General features: G+C 42.3%; 16 protein-coding genes. 8 read left to right on the top strand and 8 right to left on the bottom strand.

The features are described from left to right. From WC743_RS25230 to WC743_RS25215, 4 genes are all read left to right on the top strand, one after another. Positions 1–1,153 (top strand): CocE/NonD family hydrolase (locus tag WC743_RS25230; protein WP_373016326.1); only part of this gene is annotated, 1,153 nt, incomplete at its 5' end. Positions 1,154–1,453: 300 nt separating this feature from the next. Further along, a complete protein-coding gene (locus WC743_RS25225) occupies positions 1,454–3,346 on the top strand; it encodes a CocE/NonD family hydrolase (protein ID WP_373016325.1) in 1,893 nt (630 codons plus the stop codon). Between the two features lie 211 nt (positions 3,347–3,557). Then, complete coding sequence (locus WC743_RS25220) at positions 3,558–5,219, top strand: M1 family metallopeptidase (RefSeq protein ID WP_373016324.1); 1,662 nt, start codon at positions 3,558–3,560, stop codon at positions 5,217–5,219. Between the two features lie 174 nt (positions 5,220–5,393). Next, on the top strand, positions 5,394–6,119 hold the full coding sequence (locus WC743_RS25215) for a head GIN domain-containing protein (RefSeq protein ID WP_373016323.1): 726 nt from the start codon (positions 5,394–5,396) through the stop codon (positions 6,117–6,119). Between the two features lie 124 nt (positions 6,120–6,243). Here the strand turns inward: WC743_RS25215 and trxA are convergent, their stop codons facing one another. Then, positions 6,244–6,564 carry a thioredoxin gene (gene trxA / locus WC743_RS25210; RefSeq protein WP_373016322.1) on the bottom strand — a complete coding sequence of 107 codons (321 nt, stop codon included), beginning with the start codon at positions 6,562–6,564 and terminating at the stop codon, positions 6,244–6,246. 143 nt (positions 6,565–6,707) lie between these two features. Next, a complete protein-coding gene (locus WC743_RS25205; protein ID WP_373016321.1) occupies positions 6,708–7,463 on the bottom strand; it encodes an SDR family oxidoreductase in 756 nt (251 codons plus the stop codon). 130 nt (positions 7,464–7,593) lie between these two features. On the opposite strand from WC743_RS25205, the gene WC743_RS25200 reads away from it, so the two are divergent. Further along, a complete protein-coding gene (locus tag WC743_RS25200; protein WP_373016320.1) occupies positions 7,594–7,986 on the top strand; it encodes a winged helix-turn-helix transcriptional regulator in 393 nt (130 codons plus the stop codon). Between the two features lie 7 nt (positions 7,987–7,993). Here the strand turns inward: WC743_RS25200 and WC743_RS25195 are convergent, their stop codons facing one another. From WC743_RS25195 to dnaE, 3 genes are read right to left on the bottom strand one after another with little or no spacing between them, the layout of a single operon-like run. Beyond that, positions 7,994–8,302, bottom strand: coding sequence for a type II toxin-antitoxin system RelE/ParE family toxin (locus tag WC743_RS25195; RefSeq protein WP_373016319.1), 309 nt, complete (start codon positions 8,300–8,302; stop codon positions 7,994–7,996). Continuing rightward, the gene (locus WC743_RS25190) at positions 8,299–8,538 is read right to left on the bottom strand and encodes an addiction module protein (RefSeq protein ID WP_373016318.1); all 240 of its coding nucleotides are present in this window, start codon (positions 8,536–8,538) and stop codon (positions 8,299–8,301) included. Before WC743_RS25190 ends, WC743_RS25195 begins: the two co-directional genes overlap by 4 nt. Positions 8,539–8,593: 55 nt before the next feature. After that, positions 8,594–12,184 (bottom strand): DNA polymerase III subunit alpha, encoded by a 3,591-nt coding sequence (dnaE, locus tag WC743_RS25185; protein ID WP_373016317.1) that lies wholly within the window; start codon positions 12,182–12,184, stop codon positions 8,594–8,596. A 138-nt stretch (positions 12,185–12,322) separates the two neighbouring features. Here dnaE and WC743_RS25180 point away from each other — a divergent pair, with 138 nt between their 5' ends. The 3 genes from WC743_RS25180 to WC743_RS25170 all read left to right on the top strand — a co-directional run bounded on the left by WC743_RS25180 (position 12,323) and on the right by WC743_RS25170 (position 20,228). Further along, positions 12,323–17,446: a translocation/assembly module TamB domain-containing protein gene (locus WC743_RS25180; protein ID WP_373016316.1), complete on the top strand. Its 5,124-nt coding sequence runs from the start codon at positions 12,323–12,325 to the stop codon at positions 17,444–17,446. Beyond that, complete coding sequence (locus WC743_RS25175; protein WP_373016315.1) at positions 17,443–19,701, top strand: BamA/TamA family outer membrane protein; 2,259 nt, start codon at positions 17,443–17,445, stop codon at positions 19,699–19,701. The genes WC743_RS25180 and WC743_RS25175 overlap by 4 nt, the downstream gene beginning before the upstream one ends. A gap of 95 nt (positions 19,702–19,796) precedes the next feature. Continuing rightward, positions 19,797–20,228: an aspartyl protease family protein gene (locus tag WC743_RS25170; RefSeq protein WP_373016314.1), complete on the top strand. Its 432-nt coding sequence runs from the start codon at positions 19,797–19,799 to the stop codon at positions 20,226–20,228. A 58-nt stretch (positions 20,229–20,286) separates the two neighbouring features. On the opposite strand, the gene WC743_RS25165 is transcribed toward WC743_RS25170, so the two are convergent. The 3 genes from WC743_RS25165 to gyrB all read right to left on the bottom strand — a co-directional run bounded on the left by WC743_RS25165 (position 20,287) and on the right by gyrB (position 23,587). Then, positions 20,287–20,943, bottom strand: a complete 657-nt coding sequence (locus WC743_RS25165) for a hypothetical protein (RefSeq protein WP_373016313.1) — start codon at positions 20,941–20,943, stop codon at positions 20,287–20,289. Further along, positions 20,940–21,278, bottom strand: coding sequence for a PadR family transcriptional regulator (locus WC743_RS25160; protein ID WP_373016312.1), 339 nt, complete (start codon positions 21,276–21,278; stop codon positions 20,940–20,942). Before WC743_RS25160 ends, WC743_RS25165 begins: the two co-directional genes overlap by 4 nt. Before the next feature lie 350 nt (positions 21,279–21,628). Next, positions 21,629–23,587, bottom strand: a complete 1,959-nt coding sequence (gene gyrB, locus WC743_RS25155) for a DNA topoisomerase (ATP-hydrolyzing) subunit B (RefSeq protein ID WP_373016311.1) — start codon at positions 23,585–23,587, stop codon at positions 21,629–21,631. Positions 23,588–23,633 lie beyond the last annotated feature (46 nt).

Raw genomic sequence — 23,633 nt, 5'->3', positions numbered from 1 at the left:
GGACTTAGGCCCACTTAAAAATGATGACAAATATTACAAAGACAATTTTTATTGGCAGGAAACTGTTAACCACCCCAACTATGATGAGTTTTGGCAAAAACGTGGTTTGTTAAAGCATTACAATAAAATAACGCCTGCCGTAATGCTGGTAGGCGGCTGGTTTGATGCCGAAGATTTAACAGGCCCGCTGGCTATTTATAAAACTATTGAAAAGAAAGATCCAAAAGCTTACAATACCATTGTAATGGGTCCGTTTGGCCACGGCCGCTGGTCGCGCGAGACCGGGCACACCATGCACAGCAACATATACTTTGGCGATAGCATTGCTACCTTTTACCAAAAGAACATTGAGCAAAAATTCTTTAACCACTTCCTTAAGGGTAATGGCGATAAAAACTCTGGCTTGCCAGAAGCTTACATGTTTAATACCGGTAAAAAAGAATGGCAAACATTTGATAAATGGCCTTCGCCTGCGGCAACGCACCAAAAATTATATTTAAGTAATGATGGTAAGCTGGCCAATACGCAGCCAACAACTGCCGGTACCACAACCTTTGTAAGCGACCCGCTAAAACCGGTACCTTATACCGAAGATAATACCACCACAATGGGCTTTACCCCGCACAATGACATGAGCGAGGATCAGCGTTTTGCAGTCCGCAGAACTGATGTATTGGTTTTCCAGAGTGATGTTTTAACCGATGATGTTACACTGGGCGGCGAGATAATGGCCAACCTGAAAGTTGCAACCACCGGTACCGATGCAGATTGGTTTGTTAAACTGATTGATGTTTACCCTCCTGATGAGCAAAACAACCCATACATGCCTAACAAAAACATCATCCTGAGCAATTACCAGCAAATGGTACGTTCTGAGATAATGCCGGCACGTTTCCGTAATGGTTTTGAAAAAGCGGTGCCAATGGTAGCTAATCAAAAAACAGATGTAAACTTCCGCCTGCAGGATGTGCTGCACACCTTTAAGAAAGGGCACCGCATTATGATACAGGTACAAAGCACCGCGTTCCCGTTATTTGCACGTAACCCGCAAAAATTTGTAGAGAACCCGTATAAAGCAAATGAAAGCGACTACATTAAAGCAACTCACACTGTATATAATGACAGCTTTATTGATGTAGAAGTACTGAAATAGTGAGTATAGATCAGTGAGTAAATATTCGGGCGATTAATTGTGGTTCCACTCTTAAAAGAGAGGGCTGAAGGGGTGTGTTCTTAGCAGGGTCTAAAACACAGCCCTCCATTATACTATTTCTATCGTTCGTAAAATCTTCCGGCACCTGTAGAGAGATGAGTGTGTAAGCAAGTGCAGCAAGGGTACCCTTTGTGTACTCTGTGATTTCTTCTTTGTGTGCATTAGCAGCATTTAACAGCAAAGAACACATCGTTTATTTAATACATATTTTATCCGTATAACTTAAAACAAAACACAATCATGAAGAGAACACTACTCACTATTTACCTGGCAGTAATTTGCTGTAACCTTTTTGCCCAACGCGCAGCCGCCGGTGGTGGCGAAAACGCTAAGTACATTACTGATAACTACACCAAAATGGAAAAGTACATTACCATGCGCGATGGTAAAAAACTGTTCACCGCTATTTATCTGCCTAAAGATCAAACGCAGAAATACGGTATTGTGATGACGCGTACGCCATATAACGTTGGCCCCTATGGCGAAGATAAATACAAACCTATGCTGGGCCAAAACATGCTGTTTGCCAAAGAGGGTTATATTTTTGTTTACCAGGATGTACGCGGCAGGTACATGAGTGAGGGCGACTTTGTGAACGTGCGCCCGCAATTGCCAGCCGGTACTAAAAGTAAAACCGCAATTGACGAAAGTACCGATACTTATGATACTATTGACTGGCTGGTAAAAAACCTGCCCAACAATAATGGTAAAGTAGGTATTTTAGGTATCTCATATCCGGGGTTCTACTCAACGGCATCATTACCAAACGCGCACCCGGCATTAAAGGCGGTATCGCCGCAGGCCCCGGTTACCGAATGGTTTAAAGGTGATGATTTTCACCATAAAGGGGTATTATTTGAAATGGATGCCTTTGCTTTTTTAGGGGGCTTTGGCGTACCAAGGCCTAAACCTGTTACGCCGGACCAGGTAAAAAACACCATCCGTGTTAACGTAAAAGACAATTATAAATTTTACCTGGAGCAGGGCGCATTATCCAACTTAAAAAAGAACTTTTTTGGCGATTCTGTTAAGTTTTGGGATGATATGATGAACCACCCCAACTACGATGCTTTTTGGCAGGGGATGAACATTTTACCGCACTTAACAAAAGTTAAACCGGCGGTTATGACTGTAGGCGGCTTTTTTGATGCCGAAGATGCTTATGGCGCACAGGAAGTTTACAAAGCCATAGAAAAACAAAATCCGCAATCGGTTAAAAACACGTTGGTGTTAGGTCCGTGGTTTCATGGCGGCTGGGAACGCAGCGAAGGCGATACTTTCGGCGATCAGAACTTCGGAACAAAAACAAGTACCTTCTATAGAGAGAACATAGAACTGCCTTTCTTTAACTATTATCTCAAGGGCAAAGGCACTATGGACTTACCCGAGGCCTATATATTTGTAACCGGCAGCAACGAGTGGCATAAATTTAATACCTGGCCACCAAAAAACACTACCGAAAAAACGCTGTACTTCCAGCAAAACGGCAAGCTAAGTTTTACCGCGCCTACTTATAGCGATAGTTTTGACCAATACGTAAGCGACCCTGCTGCACCGGTACCTTATCAGGATGGCATCCAGGCCCGCCGTACCCGCGAGTATATGATAGATGATCAGCGCTTCGCTTCCCGCCGCCCCGATGTGAAAACTTATCAAACAGATGACCTGAAAGAAGACATCACCCTAACCGGCCCTTTATTGGCAGATCTGTTTGCCTCAACCAGTGGTACTGATGCCGACTTTGTGGTAAAACTAATAGATGTTTTCCCGGATGATTTTCCAAACCCATCACCAAACCCTAAAGGGCTTGTAATGGGTGGTTACCAAATGCTGGTACGCGGCGAGATCTTCAGAGGAAAATTCCGTAACTCGTACGAGAAACCTGAGCCATTTGAGCCGGGTAAAATAACCGAAGTAAAATATGATTTGCCTGATGTAGGCCATACCTTTAAAAAAGGCCACCGCATTATGATCCAGGTGCAAAATACGTGGTTCCCGCTGGCAGATCGTAACCCTAACAAGTTTATGAACATAAACCAGGCCATCGATGCTGATTTTAAACCGGCAACCATGCGTATCTTTCATGAAAAAACGGCGCCGTCAAGTTTAAAGATCACCGTGTTGGAGCAATAAAGATTGAAGATTTAATTAGCAAGGATTAGGGGGATATTGCTATCCCCCTTTTTTATTGAAAATGTTACCGGGTACAGCAACAAGATATTAGAGATAAAATGTAATATTGGCAATCGTATTTAAAACAAAACGATTTCCTGTCTATAGCGCGTTACAGTTAAATGTAATGTGGCTATTAAAAGATTGCATAAATAGATTTAGAAAAATATACATGAAACAAACCGGTTTATTATTCAGCATATTATTAGTGCTCATTGTTACAACCGCAAAAGCCCAGCTTGGTGCCAAAAAGGAAACCTTTACCCGTGCCGATACCCTGCGCGGGTCAATAACCTCGCCATTGCGTACCTGCTATGATATCAATTATTACCATTTGGATGTGAAGTTTGATATTGATAATAAATTCATTAGCGGCAATGTACTTTTTAAGTTTACTGCCGAAACGGATTTTACTAAACTACAGTTTGACCTGTTCTCTAATTTAAAACTGGAGAAGGTTGTTTATAAAGGTAAAGAACTCCCTTATACCCGTGAGTTTAACGCGGTATTTGTAACGTTCCCGCAAACTATCAGCAAAGGCAGTAAGGATCAGTTCACTGTATATTACTCGGGTAACCCGGTTGTTGCTAAAAGAGCGCCATGGGATGGTGGTATAGAATATAATGTAGATTCATTAGGGCATAAATGGGTATCAACCGCATGCCAGGGAATGGGTGCCAGCGTATGGTGGCCAACAAAAGATCAGCAGGCAGATGAAGCCGACAGTGCTTTGATCAGCATTAGCGTACCAAAAGGTTTAAAGGATGTATCAAACGGCAGGCTGCGTAAAGTTACCCAGCTAAAGGATGGCTATACCCGGTTCGACTGGTTTGTTTCGCAACCCATCAACAATTATAATATTGAAGCCAATATTGGCGATTACGCCCATATAACCGATACCTACATGGGCGAAAAAGGTAAGCTGACTTTAGATTACTGGCCATTAAGCTATAACGTTGCCAAAGCCAAAAAGCAATTTGGTGCAAATGTAAAACCAATGCTAAAAGCTTTTGAGCACTGGTTTGGCCCCTACCCTTTTTATGAGGACGGCTACAAGTTAATAGAAACCCATCACTTAGGCATGGAACATCAAAGCGGGGTTGCTTATGGCAACCATTACGGCAATGGCTACCTGGCCCGTGACCTGTCTGGCACCGGCCATGGTTTAAAATGGGATTTTATTGTGGTGCACGAGAGTGGGCACGAGTGGTTTGGTAATAACATTACCTCAAAAGACCTGGCTGATATGTGGATCCATGAAAGCTTTACCAATTATAGTGAATCGTTATTTATTGAAAGCATTTGGGGTAAACAGGCCGGGCAAGAGTACGTGCATGGTACACGCCTGGGCATTCAGAACGACGAACCTATTGTGGGCACGTACGGTGTAAATAAGGAGGGCTCGGGCGATATGTATCCCAAGGGTGGCAACCTGCTTAATATGATACGTACCATTATTAATGATGATGAAAAATGGCGGGAGATCTTGCGTGGCTTAAATAAGACATTTTACCACCAAACCGTTACCTATGAGCAAATTGTAAACTATATTAACCAGCAGAGCGGTAAAAACCTTACCCCTGTTTTTGACCAGTATTTAAAATGTAAAAACATCCCTACCCTGGAGTTTATGACTTTAGGCGGCAAGTTTATGTGCCGCTGGATAGCAGATGTGCAAGGTTTTAATATGCCCGTTAAAGTAAAAATAAAAGGCGGCGAGTATAAATACCTCACTCCAAAAACCCGTTTTGCCCCAGTTAATATTGAAGGTGCTACAAAGGATAATATAGAGGTTGACACCTTTAATTATTATATAGGGGTGTTGATAGATTAAGTCTGTTCTAATAAACAACTGTCATCCTGAACGGAGTGAAGGATCTATCGGTAACATACTGGCGATTAGATGCTTCAATCCGTTCGGCATGACAATTTACAGGAAACAAATTTATTTTTCAATCCATGCAACTTTTCTGATACAATGTGCGTCTAATCAGAAAACTAACAACCCATGAGATCACTAAATAAATTTTTTATGGTTGCCGCACTGGTTGCCATTAGCAGCTTTACGTTTGCGAAAGCTAACCTGGTAAAAGCCTTTAATTCAGAAGACCGCCACCTATCGGGCTTTAACGCGGTTAGCGTTGCCGGTTCATTTGATGTATATATTACCCAGGGGTCAACAGAATCTGTAAAGGTTGATGCACCATCTGATGTAATTGACCGTATTATTACCGAAGTTGAAGGTGGGGTTTTAAAGATCTACATCAAAAACAACACCGACGGCATGAACTGGAACTTCGGAAAAAAGAAGATGATTGTTTATGTATCAATAAAAAATGTGAACGCCGTTAGCCTTGCAGGCTCGGGCGATGTTTATTTTAAAGGTGGCTTAAGGGCCCCTTCATTAAAATTAAAGCTTACCGGCTCAGGCGACCTTACCGGCAAAGTGGAAGTTAAATCACTGGAAACCAGTGTATCAGGATCTGGTGACATCACTGTAACCGGCCGTGCAGAAAATTCAAACGTTAGCGTAGTGGGCTCAGGTGATTTTACCGGCCAGGGCTTAGCCACTACCAACACTTCAGTTAAGGTTGCAGGCTCTGGCGATGCAAGGGTGAACGCGGCTGATAAAATTGATGCTTCGGTAGTAGGCTCTGGCGATGTACACTATACAGGCGCAGCCAAAAACGTATCAAGCTCAAAGGCTGGCAGCGGCAGCGTTAGCAGAATGTAATTAAGGCAAAAAGATAAAGCTGAAAGGTAGAAGCAGTTTAAATGCTTTTTTCTGCTTTGAGTATTCAGCTAAACAAAAAGAGCCCCGGTAAACCGAGGCCCTTTTTGTTATATTATGTTGATTCTTATACTAATTGCTTAGCTAATTTTTCAGTTAATACTGATTTTGGAACTGCACCTATTTGTTTGTCAACTATCTCGCCGTTCTTAAAGAACAATAAGGCCGGGATATTACGGATGCCAAACTTCATAGATATACCTGGGTTGTTGTCAACATTTACTTTACCTACAATGGCTTGGCCATCGTATTCTTTAGCAATCTCTTCTACTACCGGGCCAACCATCCTACACGGACCGCACCATTCTGCCCAAAAATCAACAAGTACAGGTTTATCTGATTTAAGAACAAGTTCTTCAAAGTTTGCATCAGTTATTTCTAAAGCCATGATATTTATTTTTTAAATTTTTAGTGTACAAATATATACTATTCAAATTGCTTGCCACAAGTACCCGCATGACAATGTGACAATTATATTATCAATGTGGATAATAATGACAGATGTTAAATATTAAAGGCTCTTTTTAGGAATTATAAAGTCGACATACCGCCGTCGGCTATCAGTTCAGCACCCAATAAATAGGTAGAATCATCTGATGCAAAGAAGGTTATTATTTTAGCAAGCTCTTCGGCAGTACCAAACCTTCCTATCGGGATTTGTTTGGTAAGGGCAGTACCCATTTCCACTAACTGATCATCAGTTAAGCCTAATTTATCGGCGCTATGCAGCGGGGTACCAACCGGGCCCGGGCTAACAGCATTCACCCTTATCCTGCGTGGCAATAATTCTGCTGCAAGGTTTTTAGTTAATGATAACAATGCCGCTTTACTTGCCGCGTAAACACTTGCGCCCGCCATACCAATGTGGGCATTTATGGAGGTATTGAATACAATAGAACCACCTTCGTTTACCAATGGCAACAATTGTTGTAGGGTAAAGTAGGCGCCTTTAAAGTTCACGTCCATTATCTCGTCGTACATTTCTTCTGTCATTTGATCAACAGAATTGAATTTACCTACGCCTGCATTAATAAAGATGATATCAATATTACCGGTGATTGCTTTAATCTGATCGGCCAGGGTTTTTATCTGTGCCATGTTACCGCTATCTGCAATAACGCCCGACGCATTGCTGCCCAATAGGGCAATTGCTTCGTCAATTGATTTTTGGTTGCGGCCGGTGATGATAACCTTTGCACCCTGAGCTATAAATTCTTTTGCTGTGGCCAGGCCTATACCACTATTGCCGCCTGTAATAACTGCTGTTTTATTCGCTAACTTTTTCATTATCTTTGTTTTAATAGATCAAATCTACACACAAAATGCACCTGCGTCAAGAATGCACCATTTTGTATGTAGCGCACCAATTAGTAGGTTATGGATGCATTTGATTTAAACCAATTTCAGCTTTTTAAAGATGACAAAACAAAGACACCCCGAATATACCTGCAGCATGGAAGCGGCCTTGAGCGTGATAAGCGGTAAGTGGAAATTGAAAATATTGAACCAATTACTGAATGGCCCTATGCGGTATAGTGAGATTAACCGTAAAATAACCGGCATGACAGAAAAGATGCTATCGCAACAACTGCGCGAACTGGAAGAAGATAATATTATTACCCGCAAGGTATACCCGGAAGTGCCTCCCCGCGTTGAATACTCCTTTACCGACCTGGGTAAAGAGCTGGTAGATATTTTTTACGCGCTCGAAAAATGGGGCAGCCATTTTATGACAACAACCGACTCAAACGGAACTGTTAAAAATGCTGATGCAACTTGTTATACGTATAAGGGTGTTGTAGAAGCTTAATTGAAATCTAAAGTTTCTTTTTATATTTCCTATCCGGCTTTCGGCTGGTGTGAAATATTGATATAATAAGCAATGTTCTTTTCCGGGGATAAAGTTTGTAAACAACTAAAAAGGGGAAGTCTTCTACCTTAGATTCTCTACAATTGTAGTTTTTAAGTGGATATATAAGTGGTGCTGCGGTAATTGCTTTGAGTCTCCTTTCAACGCAAGTCTCAAACCGAAATCCTAATCCTTCTAAGCGCTCCTCATACCATTCAAATGCTTCAAGAAATTCTATTTCAGCCTTAGGGTGAAATATGATGATATAATCTGTCAAGATTTGGAAGGTTTTTTAGCTTTTAACTTTACCTCTTCCCAGGTTGAACCTTTTACTGCTCCGTTTTCAAAATCATCAACACGGCTTTTTATTTCTTTTAGAAACTCTTCGTCTTCCCATAAATCAAGTCTTTCTGCAATTTCGCTTTCAACAATAGTGTAAATCGCTTCAACTTTCTTATCGTCGGCAATATTAATATAGTTGTGGAGCTTTTCTCTTATTGTTGCAGTTGTCATATCCTTAACTTGTTAAACAAATTTAACTTATAAATATTACTCTATCAAGGATTGCCTACATCAACACCGCCTGCGCATTCGTCAAACTATAGATCTCGGCCATCAGGTCATCACTTGGGCTTACCCGGTATGATTTAGATGCCAGGTCAACATATATAGATTCTTCCCCATCCTTTACCTTGAATTTGAGTGTACAGCTTTTTGCAGGGTACTTCTCATTATTGGTACTGATGATCTGGTGCAGATTATCTAATAGCTGGTTGTTTAATGCCTTTACATCCACACAAACAGTTAACGATTTGGTCAACTTATCCCGCATTTCAGATAGCAGGCTCATGATAGTTACCCGCATGTCCCAGTTGTCCTTCTGCCTGTATTTTTCCTCTATCAAACCTTTTATGTGCAGAAAATATCCTTCGACCATCATGTTGCGGAATTTTACATAATCCTCCCCAAAAAATGCAAACTCGTATGATTCGTTGTAATCCTCTAACACGAAAGAGCCAAATGGTTTGCCCATTTTTGTAAACCGGTGCTGCACGTTTGCAACAAGGCCGCCAATACAGATCTCACCGCGCTTGCGCAGGTTTGCCAGGTTAGCCATAACTTCTTCGCCGCCCTCGCCTGAGCGGGCTTTTTGCACATCTTTTAATTCGCTGATAGTGGTATTACAATATTTCTCCAGCTCCAGTTTGTAATTATCAAGCGGGTGGCCGGTTAGGTATATTCCAATAACTTCCTTTTCGTATTTCAACTTTTCTATCAGCGGCCATTCTTCCGCTTCGGGCATAGCCGGTTCAGGGATATAAGATGCTACAGAACTACCAAATAGTGATGCCTGTGAGCTGTTCTGTGTATTTTGATAGTCGTTACCATATTTGATCAGGCGTTCAATACCTGTTAAAAGGCCATTCTCCGTCTTGGCAAAAAACTGTGCCCTATTTATACCAAACTCATCAAAAGCCCCGCCATAAACCAGGTTCTCATATGATTTACGGTTTACCGACCGCGTGTTTGACCGTTGTGCAAAATCATAAACACTTTTATAAGGGCCGCCTTCCAGGCGCTCTTCAATAATGCTTTCAACCGCTTTATCGCCCACACCTTTTACACCGGTTAACCCAAAACGGATCACCCCTTTTTTATTTGGCGCAAATGCCATGTCACTCTCATTAATATCAGGGCCTAACACCTGTACACCCATTCTGCGGCATTCTTCCATAAAGAAGGTGATCTTCTCCATGTTGTTTTGGTTATTTAAAACCGCCGCCATGTATTCTGCCGGGTAATGCGCTTTTAAATAAGCTGTTTGATAGGCTACAAAAGCATAACAGGTAGAGTGCGATTTATTGAACGCGTACTGTGCAAAGGCTTTCCAGTCGTTCCAAATTTTGGTTAGCTTATCCTTAGGGTGGCCTTTAGCTATAGCCCCGTCCATAAACTGGGCTTCCATTTTATTAAGTACCTCAATTTGCTTTTTACCCATTGCCTTACGCAAAACGTCAGCATCACCTTTACTAAAGCCTGCCAGCTTTTGCGACAAAAGCATCACCTGCTCCTGATACACGGTGATACCATAGGTTTCGCCCAGGTATTCTTCCATATCGGCCAGGTCAAAAACAATGGGCTCTAAACCGTGCTTACGTTTAATAAAGTTAGGGATATACTCTATTGGGCCTGGTCGGTACAGGGCGTTCATGGCAATTAAATCCTCAAACTTATCCGGCTTTAAATCGCGCAGGTACATTTGCATACCGTCACTTTCAAACTGGAAAGTACCGTTGGTATCGCCGCGCTGGTAAAGCTCGTATGTTTCCTTATCATCCAGCGGTATATAATCTATATCAATTACTACGCTGTGGTTTTGCTTGATCAGCCTTAATGCGTCCTTAATAATGGTAAGGGTTTTAAGGCCCAGAAAATCCATCTTAATTACGCCTGCATCTTCAATTACACGGCCATCATACTGGGTAACCAACAGGTCAGAATCCTTGGCGGTAGCAACCGGTACAATATCCGTTAAATCATATGGGGCAATGATGATACCCGCGGCATGTACACCTGTATTACGTACAGATCCTTCCAGCTTTTCGGCCTCGCGAAGCACAATACCCTTCAAGTCGGCAGATTTGTAGATCTGCTGTAGTTCGGGCACTTGCTCAATAGCGGTTTTTAAGTTGATACCCAATGTATCGGGCACCAGTTTTTTCAGGGCGTTCACATCAGACAAAGGCATATCCAATACGCGGCCCACATCCTGGATACTGGTACGGGCAGCCATTGAACCGTAGGTAATAATTTGCGCTACCTGGTTCTTGCCATATTTGTCAACTACATAATCAATAACCTTTTGGCGGCCTGCATCATCAAAATCCGTATCAATATCTGGCATTGATTTACGGTCGGGGTTAAGGAAACGCTCAAACAGGAGGTTATACTTTAACGGGTCAATATTGGTGATCCCTGTACAATATGCCACTACCGATCCCGCTGCCGAACCACGGCCGGGACCAATGAATACGCCCATATTACGGCCTGCTTTTATAAAGTCGGCCACAATGAGGAAGTATCCTGCAAAGCCCATGGTACGTATGGTGAAAAGCTCAAAGTTGATGCGCTCCTCGGCCTCCGGACTAATATCTTTATAACGCTCCTTGGCACCCATAAAGGTAAGGTGTTTCAGATACTCCCACTGGTTAAGCGTGTCGGCATCGGGCGTCATGTCACTATGTATCTTAAACTCGGGCGGGATAACGTAGTTGGGCAGCAATATATCCCGTTTCAGTTTCAGTACATCAACCTTGTCAACTATTTCGCTGGTATTATCTAATGCCTCCGGGATATCGCTAAACAGCTTACCCATTTCGGCTTGGGTTTTAAAGTAAAACTGGTCGTTAGTAAAGCCGAACCTGTAACCCTTACCACCTTCTTCGTCGGTAGCTATCGGGGTACTTTGTAAGTCGCCGGTGTTAACGCAAAGCAAAATATCATGCGCGTTAGAGTCCTGCTGATCTACATAATGCGAATCATTTGAGCAGATAACCTTAACGTTATACTTTTTGGCAAACTTCATCAGCACCAGGTTCACTGTATTCTGCTCAGGAATATCATGGCGCTGCATCTCAATATAAAAATCCTCGCCAAAAAGGTCAAGCCACCATTTAAATTCAATTTCGGCAGCTGCTTCGCCATCCCTTAAAATAGCCTGCGGTACTGATGCACCCAGGCAACAGGTTGTAGCAATAATACCTTTATGATACTTTAATATCAGCTCTTTATCAATACGGGGCCATTTACTGTAAAGGCCTTCCATATAACCCAAAGAACAAAGCTTTATAAGGTTTTGGTAACCCTCGGCATTTTTGGCCAGCATTAACTGGTGGTAACGCTTATCTTTTTTCTCTTTTGTGAATTGTTTTTTATGCCTGTCATCAACCACATAAAACTCGCAGCCTACAATAGGCTTAACACCATGCTTACCTGCTTCGGCAACAAATTTAAACGCACCAAACATGTTCCCGTGATCTGTAATGGCCAGGGCTTTCATACCGTCTGCTGCTGCTTTTTTATATAACTTTGTTATATCGGCGGCACCGTCAAGTAACGAAAATTGGGTATGTACGTGTAAATGCGAAAATTCAGGCATAATTAATCTCTGTCTACTATATCGTGAAGATTACAAATCTACCAAAAAACAAATTGCTGAAATGTGTTGTTGAAAAATTGAAAGTCATATTAGCATATTTTTTGCAGATAACAGGCAGTAGCACTAACTTTTACGAATTTGGAACGATTTGGACGAATTGCATTAAAAACTATTCTTTGGATAATTGCAAGTGTCATTTTTTTGATATTGCTTGTAGTTATTTTAATACAGGTGCCTGCCGTGCAAAACTTTGCAAAAGATAAGGCGGTAACCTTTTTACAAAATAAAATACATACTAAGGTAGAGATAGGCCATATTAGCCTGGGTTTGCCCAAATTGCTAGTGCTTGAAGATGTTTATTTTGAAGACCAGAAACGCGACACCCTTATTGCTGGTGATAAATTAAAGGTAGATATCACCCTGTTAAAGCTGCTTAAGAATAAAGTTGAAATTAATGAGATAAACCTGGAAGGCATTACCGCAAAAATAAGCCGCGGGCCCGACAGCCTGTTTAACTTCGATTATATTATTAAGGCTTTTACAGATGAGCAACAAAAAGAAGTGAAGCCGGAGGACACCACCTCTACCATGAAGTTCTCTATCGATAAAGTAATTTTAGACAGGATCAACGTTGCTTATAAAGATGTGACCACCGGCAACGATGTAAGGTTTTTGCTGGGCCATTTTGATACCCGTATCACAGATTTTGATATGGACAAGATGAAGTTCACCATCCCTAAAATAAACCTGAGCGGCGTTAACGCCCGTATTATACAAACGCCTGCCGGTTCATCTATTGCACAAAGTGCCACTGTTGATACCGCCATAACCCCTTTAAATATGGATTTGAGCTTAGGCGAGATCAATGTAGATAAGGTTAAGGTTGATTACCGCAGCAAGGAAATGACCGCCAATGTTAACCTGGGTAAATTTCTGGTGAACATGGATAAGATAGACCTGAAAAACCAGCATATAGGGATCAAGTCTATCCAACTGGATAATACTAAAGCCGGGCTAACGTTTACCAAGCCCCAAACTGTTGCAAAAGCTGCTATACAAGCGGTTAAGAAACTGGATACACTGGTATCAGTTAAGCAAACTGCCAAAGGCTGGACCGCTACTTTAAGCAAGGTAACCCTTAATAACGATAACATTAAGTTTGATAACGACGCGCAAAAGGCGTTACCGCACGGGTTAGATTTTGCCCACATGAACATTCAAAATTTGAATGCCGATGCGGAGAATATAGCTTACAACCCTGATAGCCTATCGGGAAAGATCAACTCTTTTACCTTTAGTGAAAAAAGCGGGTTAAAGATCAATAAGTTCCATACGGCGTTTTTTTACGGGCCAAAGAGCGCTTATTTGAAAGGCTTGCTGGTAGAAACGCCGCAGTCTGTTATCCAGAAGGAATTGCAGGTTGGTTACCCGTCTATTGAGTCATTAACCAAAGATCCGGGCAAACTAAGCATCAACGCCAATTTAGATGGCAGCAAACTAAGTTTAAGAGACATTTTATTGCTGATGCCCACCATGGCCACAATGGAGCCCTTTAAATCATCGCCGAATAACGTATTAAAAATAAACGGCAGGGTTACCGGGACAGTTAACAACCTGCGCATCCCTAACATTGAACTAAGCGGCTTTGGCAACACCTATGTAAAAGCATCTGCTACCATGCGTGGCTTGCCTGATGTGGAGAAGGCTTATTTTGATTTGACGATAAATGATTTCCGCACCAACCGTAATGATATAGTAAGATTAGCGCCCAAGGGTACTATCCCCCCTACCGTGAGCATCCCCGAGAACATGGACCTAAAAGGTACATTTAAAGGAACCATGAAAAACTTTAACACCAAAATGAACCTGCGCAGCAGCTATGGCGCGGTTGATTTGGTAGCCGCCATGAAAAGCGGTAAACGCAAAGGCAGCGAAACCTATTCGGCCAATATAAAAGCCAACAACCTGAATGTGGGCGCGTTAACCAAACAGCCTAAAATGGTAGGTATGATCAGCATGTCGGCCAATATAAAAGGTGCCGGGCTTGACCCTAAAACAGCCAGCCTGCAGTTTAGCGGCAATGTAGCCAGCGCTTATGTTAAAGGTTACAATTACAAAAATTTGGTAATGAAGGGCACCGCGCGCAATGGCAGCTATGTAGCCAACGCCCGTATGATTGACCCTAACATTAACTTTAGTTTGGATGCTAAGGCCAACATGAACAAAAAGTATCCATCAGTGAATGCTACGTTAATGGTGGACAGCATTGATCTGCAAAACCTGCACTTTACTAAAAACCCAATGCATTTTCATGGTAAAGTAGTGGCCGATGTACCTACAGCCGATCCGGACTACCTGAACGCAAATATATTGGCGACAAACCTGTTAATAAATAATAGCGGTACCCGCATTAACCTGGATAGTGTTAGCCTGATATCAACCGCTAATGCCGATAGCAGTACGTTACGCCTTAAAACGGCAATGTTTTATGCGCACATGGGCGGCAAATATAAACTGACTGAAATTGCCCCTGCCATGCAGGATGTAATAGACAAATATTACAATACCAGCCTGGGAAGTAAAACGCCGGTTGCAAAAGTTAAATACTCGCCGCAGCAATTTACCTTTGATGCCCGCCTTGTTAAAACACCACTGGTTACCCAGTTTGTACCAGACTTAAAACAGCTTGACCCGGTATTATTTGACGGCCGCTTTGACAGCGCCACCGGCGAACTGATAGTTAATGGCTCGGTACCCAGGGTTATTTACGGCACCAACACCGTTAACAACATGAAACTGGCCATTAACACAGGCAACAACGCGCTTAATTATAATTTAACCGTTGATGAGATAAAGGTAGGCTCGTCGCTTGATCTGTTATATACCAGTGTATCGGGCAACGCCCAAAACAATAAGCTGGGTATTAGCCTGCAGGTTAGGGATGCCACCAAGAAAGAACGCTACCGGGTTGCAGGTATATTTAGCGCCCTGCCAGATGTGTATCAGTTTAGTTTTTTACAGGATGGCCTGATGCTTGACTATAATGCATGGGCCGTTAACCCCGATAACGCGCTGATGTTTGGCAACAAAGGGATATTGGCCCGCAACTTTAGCATTACCAACAGCAACCAGGTATTAAGCGCTAATACTAACTCGGGCGAGTTTAATTCGCCAATAACGATTGATTTTAAAAATTTCCGGATTGAGGCATTAACCAAAATGGCCAAGCAAGATTCTCTATTGGTTGGTGGTATTATAAATGGCAATGCCGAGATAAGCAATTTTCAAAAATCACCGGTTTTTACAGCCGCCATAAACGTAAGCGACTTTAATTTTAAGGGTGATACACTGGGGAACATCGCCTTAAAAGTAAATAACCAAACAGCTAATACATACGCCGCTCAAATGAACATTACCGGTAAAGGTAACCAGGTTGATTTGAACGGTGTTTACTATACCGTGCCCGACAGCCGGTTTGACCTTAACCTGAACATTGTAAACCTGAACATGCAAAGCATTGAAGGTTTCAGCTTTGGCAGTATCAGAAATTCAAGCGGTAACATTACCGGGGCCTTAAAAATAACCGGGACCACAACGGCACCGGCAATAAGGGGCAACGTAAACTTTAATAAGGTAGCCTTTAACGTAAAAATGCTTAACTCGTATTTTACTATGCCTAAAGAAAGCATTACGTTTAATGATGAGGGCATCAGGTTTAATGATTTTACTTTGGTTGATTCTACCAACAATAAGGCGGTCATCACCGGTTCTATCTACACCAAAACCTATACCGATTTTAAATTCGGGATGGATATCCGTACAACTAATTTTAGGGTAATTAACTCTACCAAGGCAGATAACCAATTGTTTTACGGTAAGCTTTACCTGAACAGCAATATTAAAATACGCGGCGATATAGCTAAACCGGTGGTTGATGCTACGCTAACCGTTAATGAAAAAACAGACCTCGCTATTGTACTGCCAACCACTGATCCCGGCGTTGAAGACCGGGAAGGTGTAGTGGAATTTGTGGACCAGAGCGCCCCAAAAATGGATTCGATATTACTGGCACGGCAGCTGGATTCGTTAAAGAAATCAGAAATAACCGGCATGGATGTTACCGCTACTGTTAACATTGACAAAAATGCCAACTTCACCATTGTGGTTGATGAGCGCAACGGCGATGTGGTACAATTAAAAGGCGAAGCACATTTAAGCGGTGGTATTGACCCAAGCGGTAAAACCAGCTTAACCGGCACCTATACCGTAAACCAGGGATCATACAACCTCTCATACGCAACGGTTACGCGTAAATTTAACTTTAAGCAGGGCAGCACCATCACCTGGACGGGCGACCCAACCAGTGCAAATATTGACCTTACCGCAATATACGTTGCCAATGTCCCTCCTATTGACCTGGTATCAAACCAGCTTGGGGAAGCCAACGCAACGCAGTACAAGCAAAAACTACCTTTCAACGTAAACCTTAATTTAAAGGATGAACTGTTAAAGCCAACCATCAGCTTTGATATTGTACTGCCCGATAGTAATTACAATGTATCGTCAGAAGTTACCAATACAGTGAACACCCGCCTGGCGCAGGTAAGGCAGGACCCTAATGAGCTGAACAAGCAAGTATTAGGCGTATTAGTGCTTGGCCACTTTATTGGCGATAACCCATTGCAAAGCCAGGGCGGCGGCGCAAGTGTTGAAGGAATGGTACGTAATAGTGTGAGCAGTTTATTATCTGATCAGTTGAACAGCCTTGCAGGCAACCTTATCTCGGGCGTTGACCTCAACTTTGGCTTAACATCCGGCGAGGATTATTCATCAGGCACGGCCACTAACCGAACGGACCTGAATGTAGGCCTCTCTAAACGTTTCCTTAACGACCGGCTAACGGTATCGGTAGGTAATAACTTTAACCTGGAGGGTGCACAACAGGGGCAAAAAACATCAAACATAGCGGGTAACTTATCTGTGAATTATAAGCTAAGTAAAGATGGCCGCTACAGCCTGCGCGCTTATCGTAAAGATGAGTTTATAGTTATACAGGGACAGGTTATTGAAACCGGCTTAGGCTTTATGCTTACTGTAGATTATAACCGTTTCAGGGAGATATTCCGCAAGCGCAACAGGGAAGAAAGAGAAATGCGCAGGAAATATAAAGAAGAGCAAAAGTTAAAAGACGAGCAGGAAAAGGCGCGGCAGCAGAAAGATAAAGAAATGAGGACCAAGACCCAGACCACCACTACATCATGATAAAACATTTAAGATATCTATTATTCGTTATGGTATTATTAAGTGCCTGCAGTACCACCAAGTACCTGCCCGAGGGGCAGAAGCTATACACTGGCGCGGAGGTTAAGGTTGAAGATAAAAACATAAAAAAAAGTGATTCAAAAGCTATAAGCGAAGAAATGAAAGCATTGGTGCGCCCAAAACCAAACGCATCATTATTGGGCTTAAGAATAAAACTGTGGCTGTATTATAAAACAAAGAACCGCAAAGGCTTCATTCAAAAGTTTTTCAGTAAATATGGCGAACCGCCGATATTGATAAGTCAGGTTGATGTAGGCAAGAACAGCACCATTATGCAAAACCGCCTGCAAAACGAAAGCTATTTTCAGGCTACAGTTAGCGGCGATACTGTTGGCAAAAAGAAAACCGCTAAGGCTGTGTTTACCGCTTTGCCCGGGCCGCCATACATCATCCGCAATGTAACTTTCCCGGTTGCTACTGATAATAGTTTGGATACTGCTGTTAGGGGCACAATGGCGGAAACCTTATTAAAGAAGGGCGATAAATATAACCTTGACATTATTAAATCTGAGCGTTTACGGATTGATGCGAGGCTGAAAGAAAAGGGTTTCTTTTACTTCGCGCCGGAGCAGCTGATTATACAGTATGACAGCACCATTGTAAACCACCAGGTAGATTTGAATGTAAAAATTAAACCAACTACTCCTGAAAGAGCCCGCGAAATATATTCGATAAGGAACATTTATGTTTATCCTAATTACTCGTTAAGGGATACATCGCTTAAACTGGATTCGGCTAAGGCCTATCGCTGGTACAATATCATCGACCCACGAAAAACCGCCCGCCCCTATCTTTTTGCAAACACGGTATTGCTGCACCCTAATGATGTTTACAGCCGTACAGTTCACAACAACTCCTTAAACAGGTTTATTAATTTAGGGCCATACAGATATGTTAAAAACCGTTTTGAAGATGTAACACCCGATTCGCCCAAGCTTGATGTTTACTACTTCCTTACCCCTTACAAACGCAAATCATTACAGCTGGAATTATTGGGCCGTAGCACATCTGCCAATTACACCGGTTCACAGGTTAATTTAAGCTGGAAAAACCGCAACGCTTTTAAAGGCGGCGAACTTTTAACATTTACTTTATTCGCCAGCACCGATGTACAGGCTGGCGGCCAAAACAATGGCTACAATGTTTATCAGTACGGTGCACAAACATCACTCTCGTGGCCGCGGTTAATTAGTCCGTTCAATGTCAGGTCATCTAATGCCTATATACCACGCACTGTGTTAACGTTGGGTTATACATCCACCAATAGGCAAAAACTGTATGCGCTTAACTCTTTCTCCGGATCATTTGGGTACCAGTTCAAAACAGATATCCATAAACTTCATGAGTTAAATGTATTAGAGATAACCTACACCAAGCCAAGGAATGTCGATTCGATTTATTTAGATAGCATACGTAACCCTAATAACCGCAACCCGGCACTTAAACACGTTATTGACCCGCAATTTACATGGGGGCCAAGCTATGCGTATACCTATGATAATACTACCGAAGATTACCGTACCAACAGCATTTATTACCGCGGAAAAGTAAGCTTATCTAACAATCTGTACGGTATATTTACCGGTGCAGATACCTTAGGCGGCAAGCCTAAAAAATTATTTGGCACTACATTTAACCAATATGTAAAGGCAGAGGGCGAATTTAGGTTCTTCCATAAAATAAATGCCGGCACTAAAATAGCGGCCCGGTTGCTTGCCGGGGTTGGCTTACCTTACGGAAACTCTACCATATTGCCTTATAGTCAGCAGTTCTTTATTGGCGGGCCAAACAGTTTAAGGGGCTTCAGGGCAAGATCTATAGGCCCCGGCAGTATTGATGCAAGTTCATTAAATAATGGCTTTGTTGCCGACCAGTCCGGCGATATCAAATTGGAGGCAAATCTTGAATACCGTGCAAAATTATTCAGTATAGTTTACGGGGCTATATTTGCTGATGCCGGTAACGTTTGGAATGCTAAAACGCATCAGCAGGGAGGCACCTTTGGCTCTAATTTTTATAAGCAGCTGGCGGCAGATGCTGGCTTTGGTTTAAGGTTTGATGCCACCGTACTGGTGCTGCGCGTGGATCTTGGCTTCCCGTTGTTAAGGCCATGGCCCGATGCAAGCGGCAGCAGATCTGTAAGCCCAAGCTTTAGGTACAGTATATTAAACATCGCTATAGGTTACCCTTTTTAATTTTGAGTTAATGATTTAGTGATTGATTGCTATATTGCCGATGGTTATTATTAACCAATGACATCGAAACGAATAAACAAAGACGGCTTAGCCAAATGACTAAAAGTAAAGTAACCGTTCCCTTAAATATTATTGATTTGCATGGCGATGGGTTTCACCCCCTGCTGGATGTTGTGTTGTTTAAGAAAACTTTTAAACTTGTGCTGGATACCGGCGCATCCCGTACAGCGTTTGATCACCGGTTGTTGTTAGAAGCTAACGAAGAGGCTTTGATAAAGGCCAGCGAGCGGCTATCAACCGGCCTGGGCACCAACACCATGATATCATCAACTGCCATGATAACAAATATCTGGATAGGCAATTTGCTCATCCCAGAGATTGAAGTTGCCGTGCTTGATTTATCAACCATTAACATAGCCTACGCGGAAATGGGACACCCCCAGGTTTTGGGCGTTTTAGGCAGCGATGTGTTAATGAAGTACAACGCCGTAATTGATTATGGCAAACGGGTGCTGGTGCTTAAATAGGTTATTGAACTGTTCCCTTTTTAAAGGCATTGCAACTCTCTTCTGCTGATAAGATCGTTCAGCTTTTTACAATTTTAAATTCGTCTTTATAACACTTGTAAAGCGAAACATTATAGAGTACACCCAATAAAAGCAAAACGGTAACACTATAATATTCGGCCGTATCCCATATTTTATAAACATGCATCACCCCTAATACCATCAGTATTACAAAAACGCGGACAGGTATACCGGCCAGCGTTTCAAACAGTTTATCCTTTGCCGATTTCCTGGTAGTATCTAACATATACCCGGTGTTATATAACCTCATTAAATATATGATACCCGGTGTTACAATAATGGCTGCAAACAGGCTATTAATAACCAGCGGACTAAACTTTGCCTGCGTTAAAAAATAATAAGTTAGCAATGTACATGGCAATGTATAAAGCAACGCCGGGAATTTAAAGTACGCTGTAAAGTAGCTCATATATTTCCTTACAGCGTCATCCACTAAACCATCCTTAATCCCCTTCTCCACCTTCAGCAAGTTTTTGGGGCTACCAAAATCATTAGCGATGATATTATTTATAGCATCCTGATATGATATAGTATCAGCCTGATGTTCAAGAGCGGTCAATATATGATCATAGATCTCCTCGTAAGCCTCCCTATAGGTTAAGGTCTCGTGCAAATAATCCTGCAATACTTTTAGTTGTTGCGCATCTGGTTTCATTTGGTAGTCGTTTTTAAATTCAACAATGTTTGCAGTTGCTCTATAAAAGCCTGTGCCTCGTTTAACTTACTGGTAACCTCTTTGCCCCCCTGCTCGGTAAGGCGATAGTATTTACGTACCCGGTTATCAACCACTTGTGTATAGGTTTCTAAAAAACCATCCGCTTCCAGCTTATGCAGTGCCGGATACAATGCCCCTTCAGTAAGCAATATTTCACCCTCAGATACTTCTTTTACCTTTTGCGTTATCTCATAACCATACATCTGGTCGTTATCTTCCAGCAGTTTTAAAATAATGGTTTGCAAGCTTCCTTTCAGCAATGGGTTTGTGCTCATAATTCAAATATAAACTTTTTTATATACATAAGAAAATTATGTATATAAATTTAAAAGGTTCATTATAGATTCAGTGATATTTGTTGATTTTTAACATCAATGGCGTTGCCTGCGGCCCGGGCTTTCCGCTCATACGCGCACAGGCATTAGCCACGGGCCGGTACCCGCTGCAATCCCTAACGCAAACTTTATCACAGAGAATTCATGGCGAACTAATGCTTCACTATCGTACCTCGCAATGACGCGTTTTGTTTGACAAACAAAAAAGCCCCGCTTTTCAACGGGGCTTTCAAAACTCAAAGGCATCTGCACATTTATAATTTGCACACGTGCATATCTATATATCTATCTTATGTATCTATACGTGCGTAACGCGCGTTTTTCTCAATAAACTCACGGCGTGGTGCTACTTCATCGCCCATTAGCATAGAGAAGGTGTGATCGCACTCGGCAGCGTTTTCAATGCTTACCTTTTTAAGTGTACGGTTAGCCGGGTTCATGGTGGTATCCCATAATTGCTCGGCATTCATCTCACCCAAACCTTTGTAACGCTGTACGTGTACGCTATCTTCTTTACCCTGGCCTTTTAAACGCTGTATAGCAACATCGCGTTGCTCGTCTGTCCAGCAGTATTCAAACTCCTTACCTTTTTTAACCTGGTATAATGGCGGCGATGCAATGTATACATAACCGTACTCAACCAGCTCTTTCATATAACGGAAGAAGAACGTTAAGATCAAAGTGGTAATGTGCGACCCATCCACGTCCGCATCCGTCATTATCACAATTTTATGGTAACGCAGTTTAGCTATGTTTAACGCCTTGGCATCCTCTGGGGTACCAATGCTTACACCTAAACCGGTAAACATGTTCTTTATTTCTTCGTTCTCGTAAATCTTGTGCTCCATGGCTTTTTCCACGTTCAGGATCTTACCACGTAATGGTAATATAGCCTGGAACTCGCGGTTACGGCCTTGTTTGGCGGTACCACCCGCCGAGTCGCCCTCTACCAGGTATAACTCGCATAAGGTTGGGTCGCTGTTAGCGCAATCAGATAGTTTACCCGGTAACCCCGAGCCGCTCATTACACTCTTACGCTGCACCATTTCGCGTGCCTTGCGGGCAGCTGCACGGGCAGTAGCGGCCAAAATCACTTTCTGAACAATCATTTTGGCTTCTCTTGGATTTTCTTCCAGGTAGTTGCCTAAAATTTCGCCCACTGCAACGTTAACGGCACCACTTACTTCGCTGTTACCCAGCTTGGTTTTGGTTTGTCCTTCAAACTGAGGTTCCTGTACTTTTACAGATATTACCGCGGTTAACCCCTCACGGAAGTCATCGCCGGTAATTTCAACCTTCATGTTTTTTAACAAGCCCGATTTATCAGCGTAAGCCTTTAACGTGCGTGTTAAGCCCATTCTAAAACCAGCTACGTGTGTACCACCTTCAATAGTGTTGATGTTATTTACATACGAGTGCACATTTTCGGTATAGGTATCGTTGTACTGTAAAGCCAGTTCAACCGGGATACCTTGTTTAATGCCCTCAACATAAATAGGTTCAGGGATAATTGATACACGGGTACCATCTAAATATTTAACAAATTCTTTTAAACCACCTTCAGAGTAAAACTCTTCCATCGGGAAAGAACCGTCATCATTTGTTTCGCGCTCATCTGTTAACGTTAAGCGGATCCCTTTATTTAAGAAAGCCAGCTCGCGTAAACGGGTAGCCAATGTTTCAAACTTATATTCTGTGGTCAGCGTAAATATCTCTGAATCCGGCTGGAAAGTTTGTGTAGTACCTGTACGGTCTGATACGCCAATCTCTTTCACCTCAAACAAAGGCTTGCCTTGCGAGTATTCTTGTGTAAATATTTTTCCGTCGCGTTCAACAACAGTTTTCATGTGGATAGACAGCGCGTTAACGCAACTCACACCCACACCGTGCAAACCACCGGATACTTTGTAAGTATCCTTGTCAAACTTACCGCCGGCATGTAAAACGGTCATTACAATTTGTAGTGCCGATACTTTTTCTTTAGTAGTGATACCCGTTGGGATACCGCGGCCGTTATCTACAACTGTTATAGAATTACCTTTATGAATAGTAACATTTATGGTATCGCAATATCCGGCAAGCGCCTCATCTATTGAGTTGTCTACCACCTCGTAAACTAAGTGGTGAAGGCCTTTTACGCCTGTATCGCCTATATACATGGAAGGTCTTTTGCGTACTGCTTCTAAACCTTCTAAAACTTGAATATTATCCGCTGAATAATTTGATTTATCCTGATTTTCTTCGCTCATATTTTAATTAAACAATAACCTTCAAAAATACGATTTTTGCACCACA

Source organism: Mucilaginibacter sp., from assembly GCF_041660805.1.
Classification (GTDB): Bacteria; Bacteroidota; Bacteroidia; order Sphingobacteriales; family Sphingobacteriaceae; genus Mucilaginibacter.
Note: the sequence above shows the minus strand (reverse complement) of the source record. Positions and strands in the feature narration are given on the sequence as shown.

Excerpts from the sequence above, each read along its gene's own strand:
- WC743_RS25225 (WP_373016325.1), top strand. The coding sequence starts at position 1,454 with ATGAAGAGAACACTACTCACTATTTACCTGGCAGTAATTTGCTGTAAC.
- WC743_RS25220 (WP_373016324.1), top strand. The coding sequence starts at position 3,558 with ATGAAACAAACCGGTTTATTATTCAGCATATTATTAGTGCTCATTGTT.
- WC743_RS25215 (WP_373016323.1), top strand. The coding sequence starts at position 5,394 with ATGAGATCACTAAATAAATTTTTTATGGTTGCCGCACTGGTTGCCATT.
- trxA (WP_373016322.1), bottom strand. The coding sequence starts at position 6,564 with ATGGCTTTAGAAATAACTGATGCAAACTTTGAAGAACTTGTTCTTAAA.
- WC743_RS25205 (WP_373016321.1), bottom strand. The coding sequence starts at position 7,463 with ATGAAAAAGTTAGCGAATAAAACAGCAGTTATTACAGGCGGCAATAGT.
- WC743_RS25200 (WP_373016320.1), top strand. The coding sequence starts at position 7,594 with ATGACAAAACAAAGACACCCCGAATATACCTGCAGCATGGAAGCGGCC.
- WC743_RS25190 (WP_373016318.1), bottom strand. The coding sequence starts at position 8,538 with ATGACAACTGCAACAATAAGAGAAAAGCTCCACAACTATATTAATATT.
- dnaE (WP_373016317.1), bottom strand. The coding sequence starts at position 12,184 with ATGCCTGAATTTTCGCATTTACACGTACATACCCAATTTTCGTTACTT.
- WC743_RS25175 (WP_373016315.1), top strand. The coding sequence starts at position 17,443 with ATGATAAAACATTTAAGATATCTATTATTCGTTATGGTATTATTAAGT.
- WC743_RS25170 (WP_373016314.1), top strand. The coding sequence starts at position 19,797 with ATGACTAAAAGTAAAGTAACCGTTCCCTTAAATATTATTGATTTGCAT.
- WC743_RS25165 (WP_373016313.1), bottom strand. The coding sequence starts at position 20,943 with ATGAAACCAGATGCGCAACAACTAAAAGTATTGCAGGATTATTTGCAC.
- WC743_RS25160 (WP_373016312.1), bottom strand. The coding sequence starts at position 21,278 with ATGAGCACAAACCCATTGCTGAAAGGAAGCTTGCAAACCATTATTTTA.
- gyrB (WP_373016311.1), bottom strand. The coding sequence starts at position 23,587 with ATGAGCGAAGAAAATCAGGATAAATCAAATTATTCAGCGGATAATATT.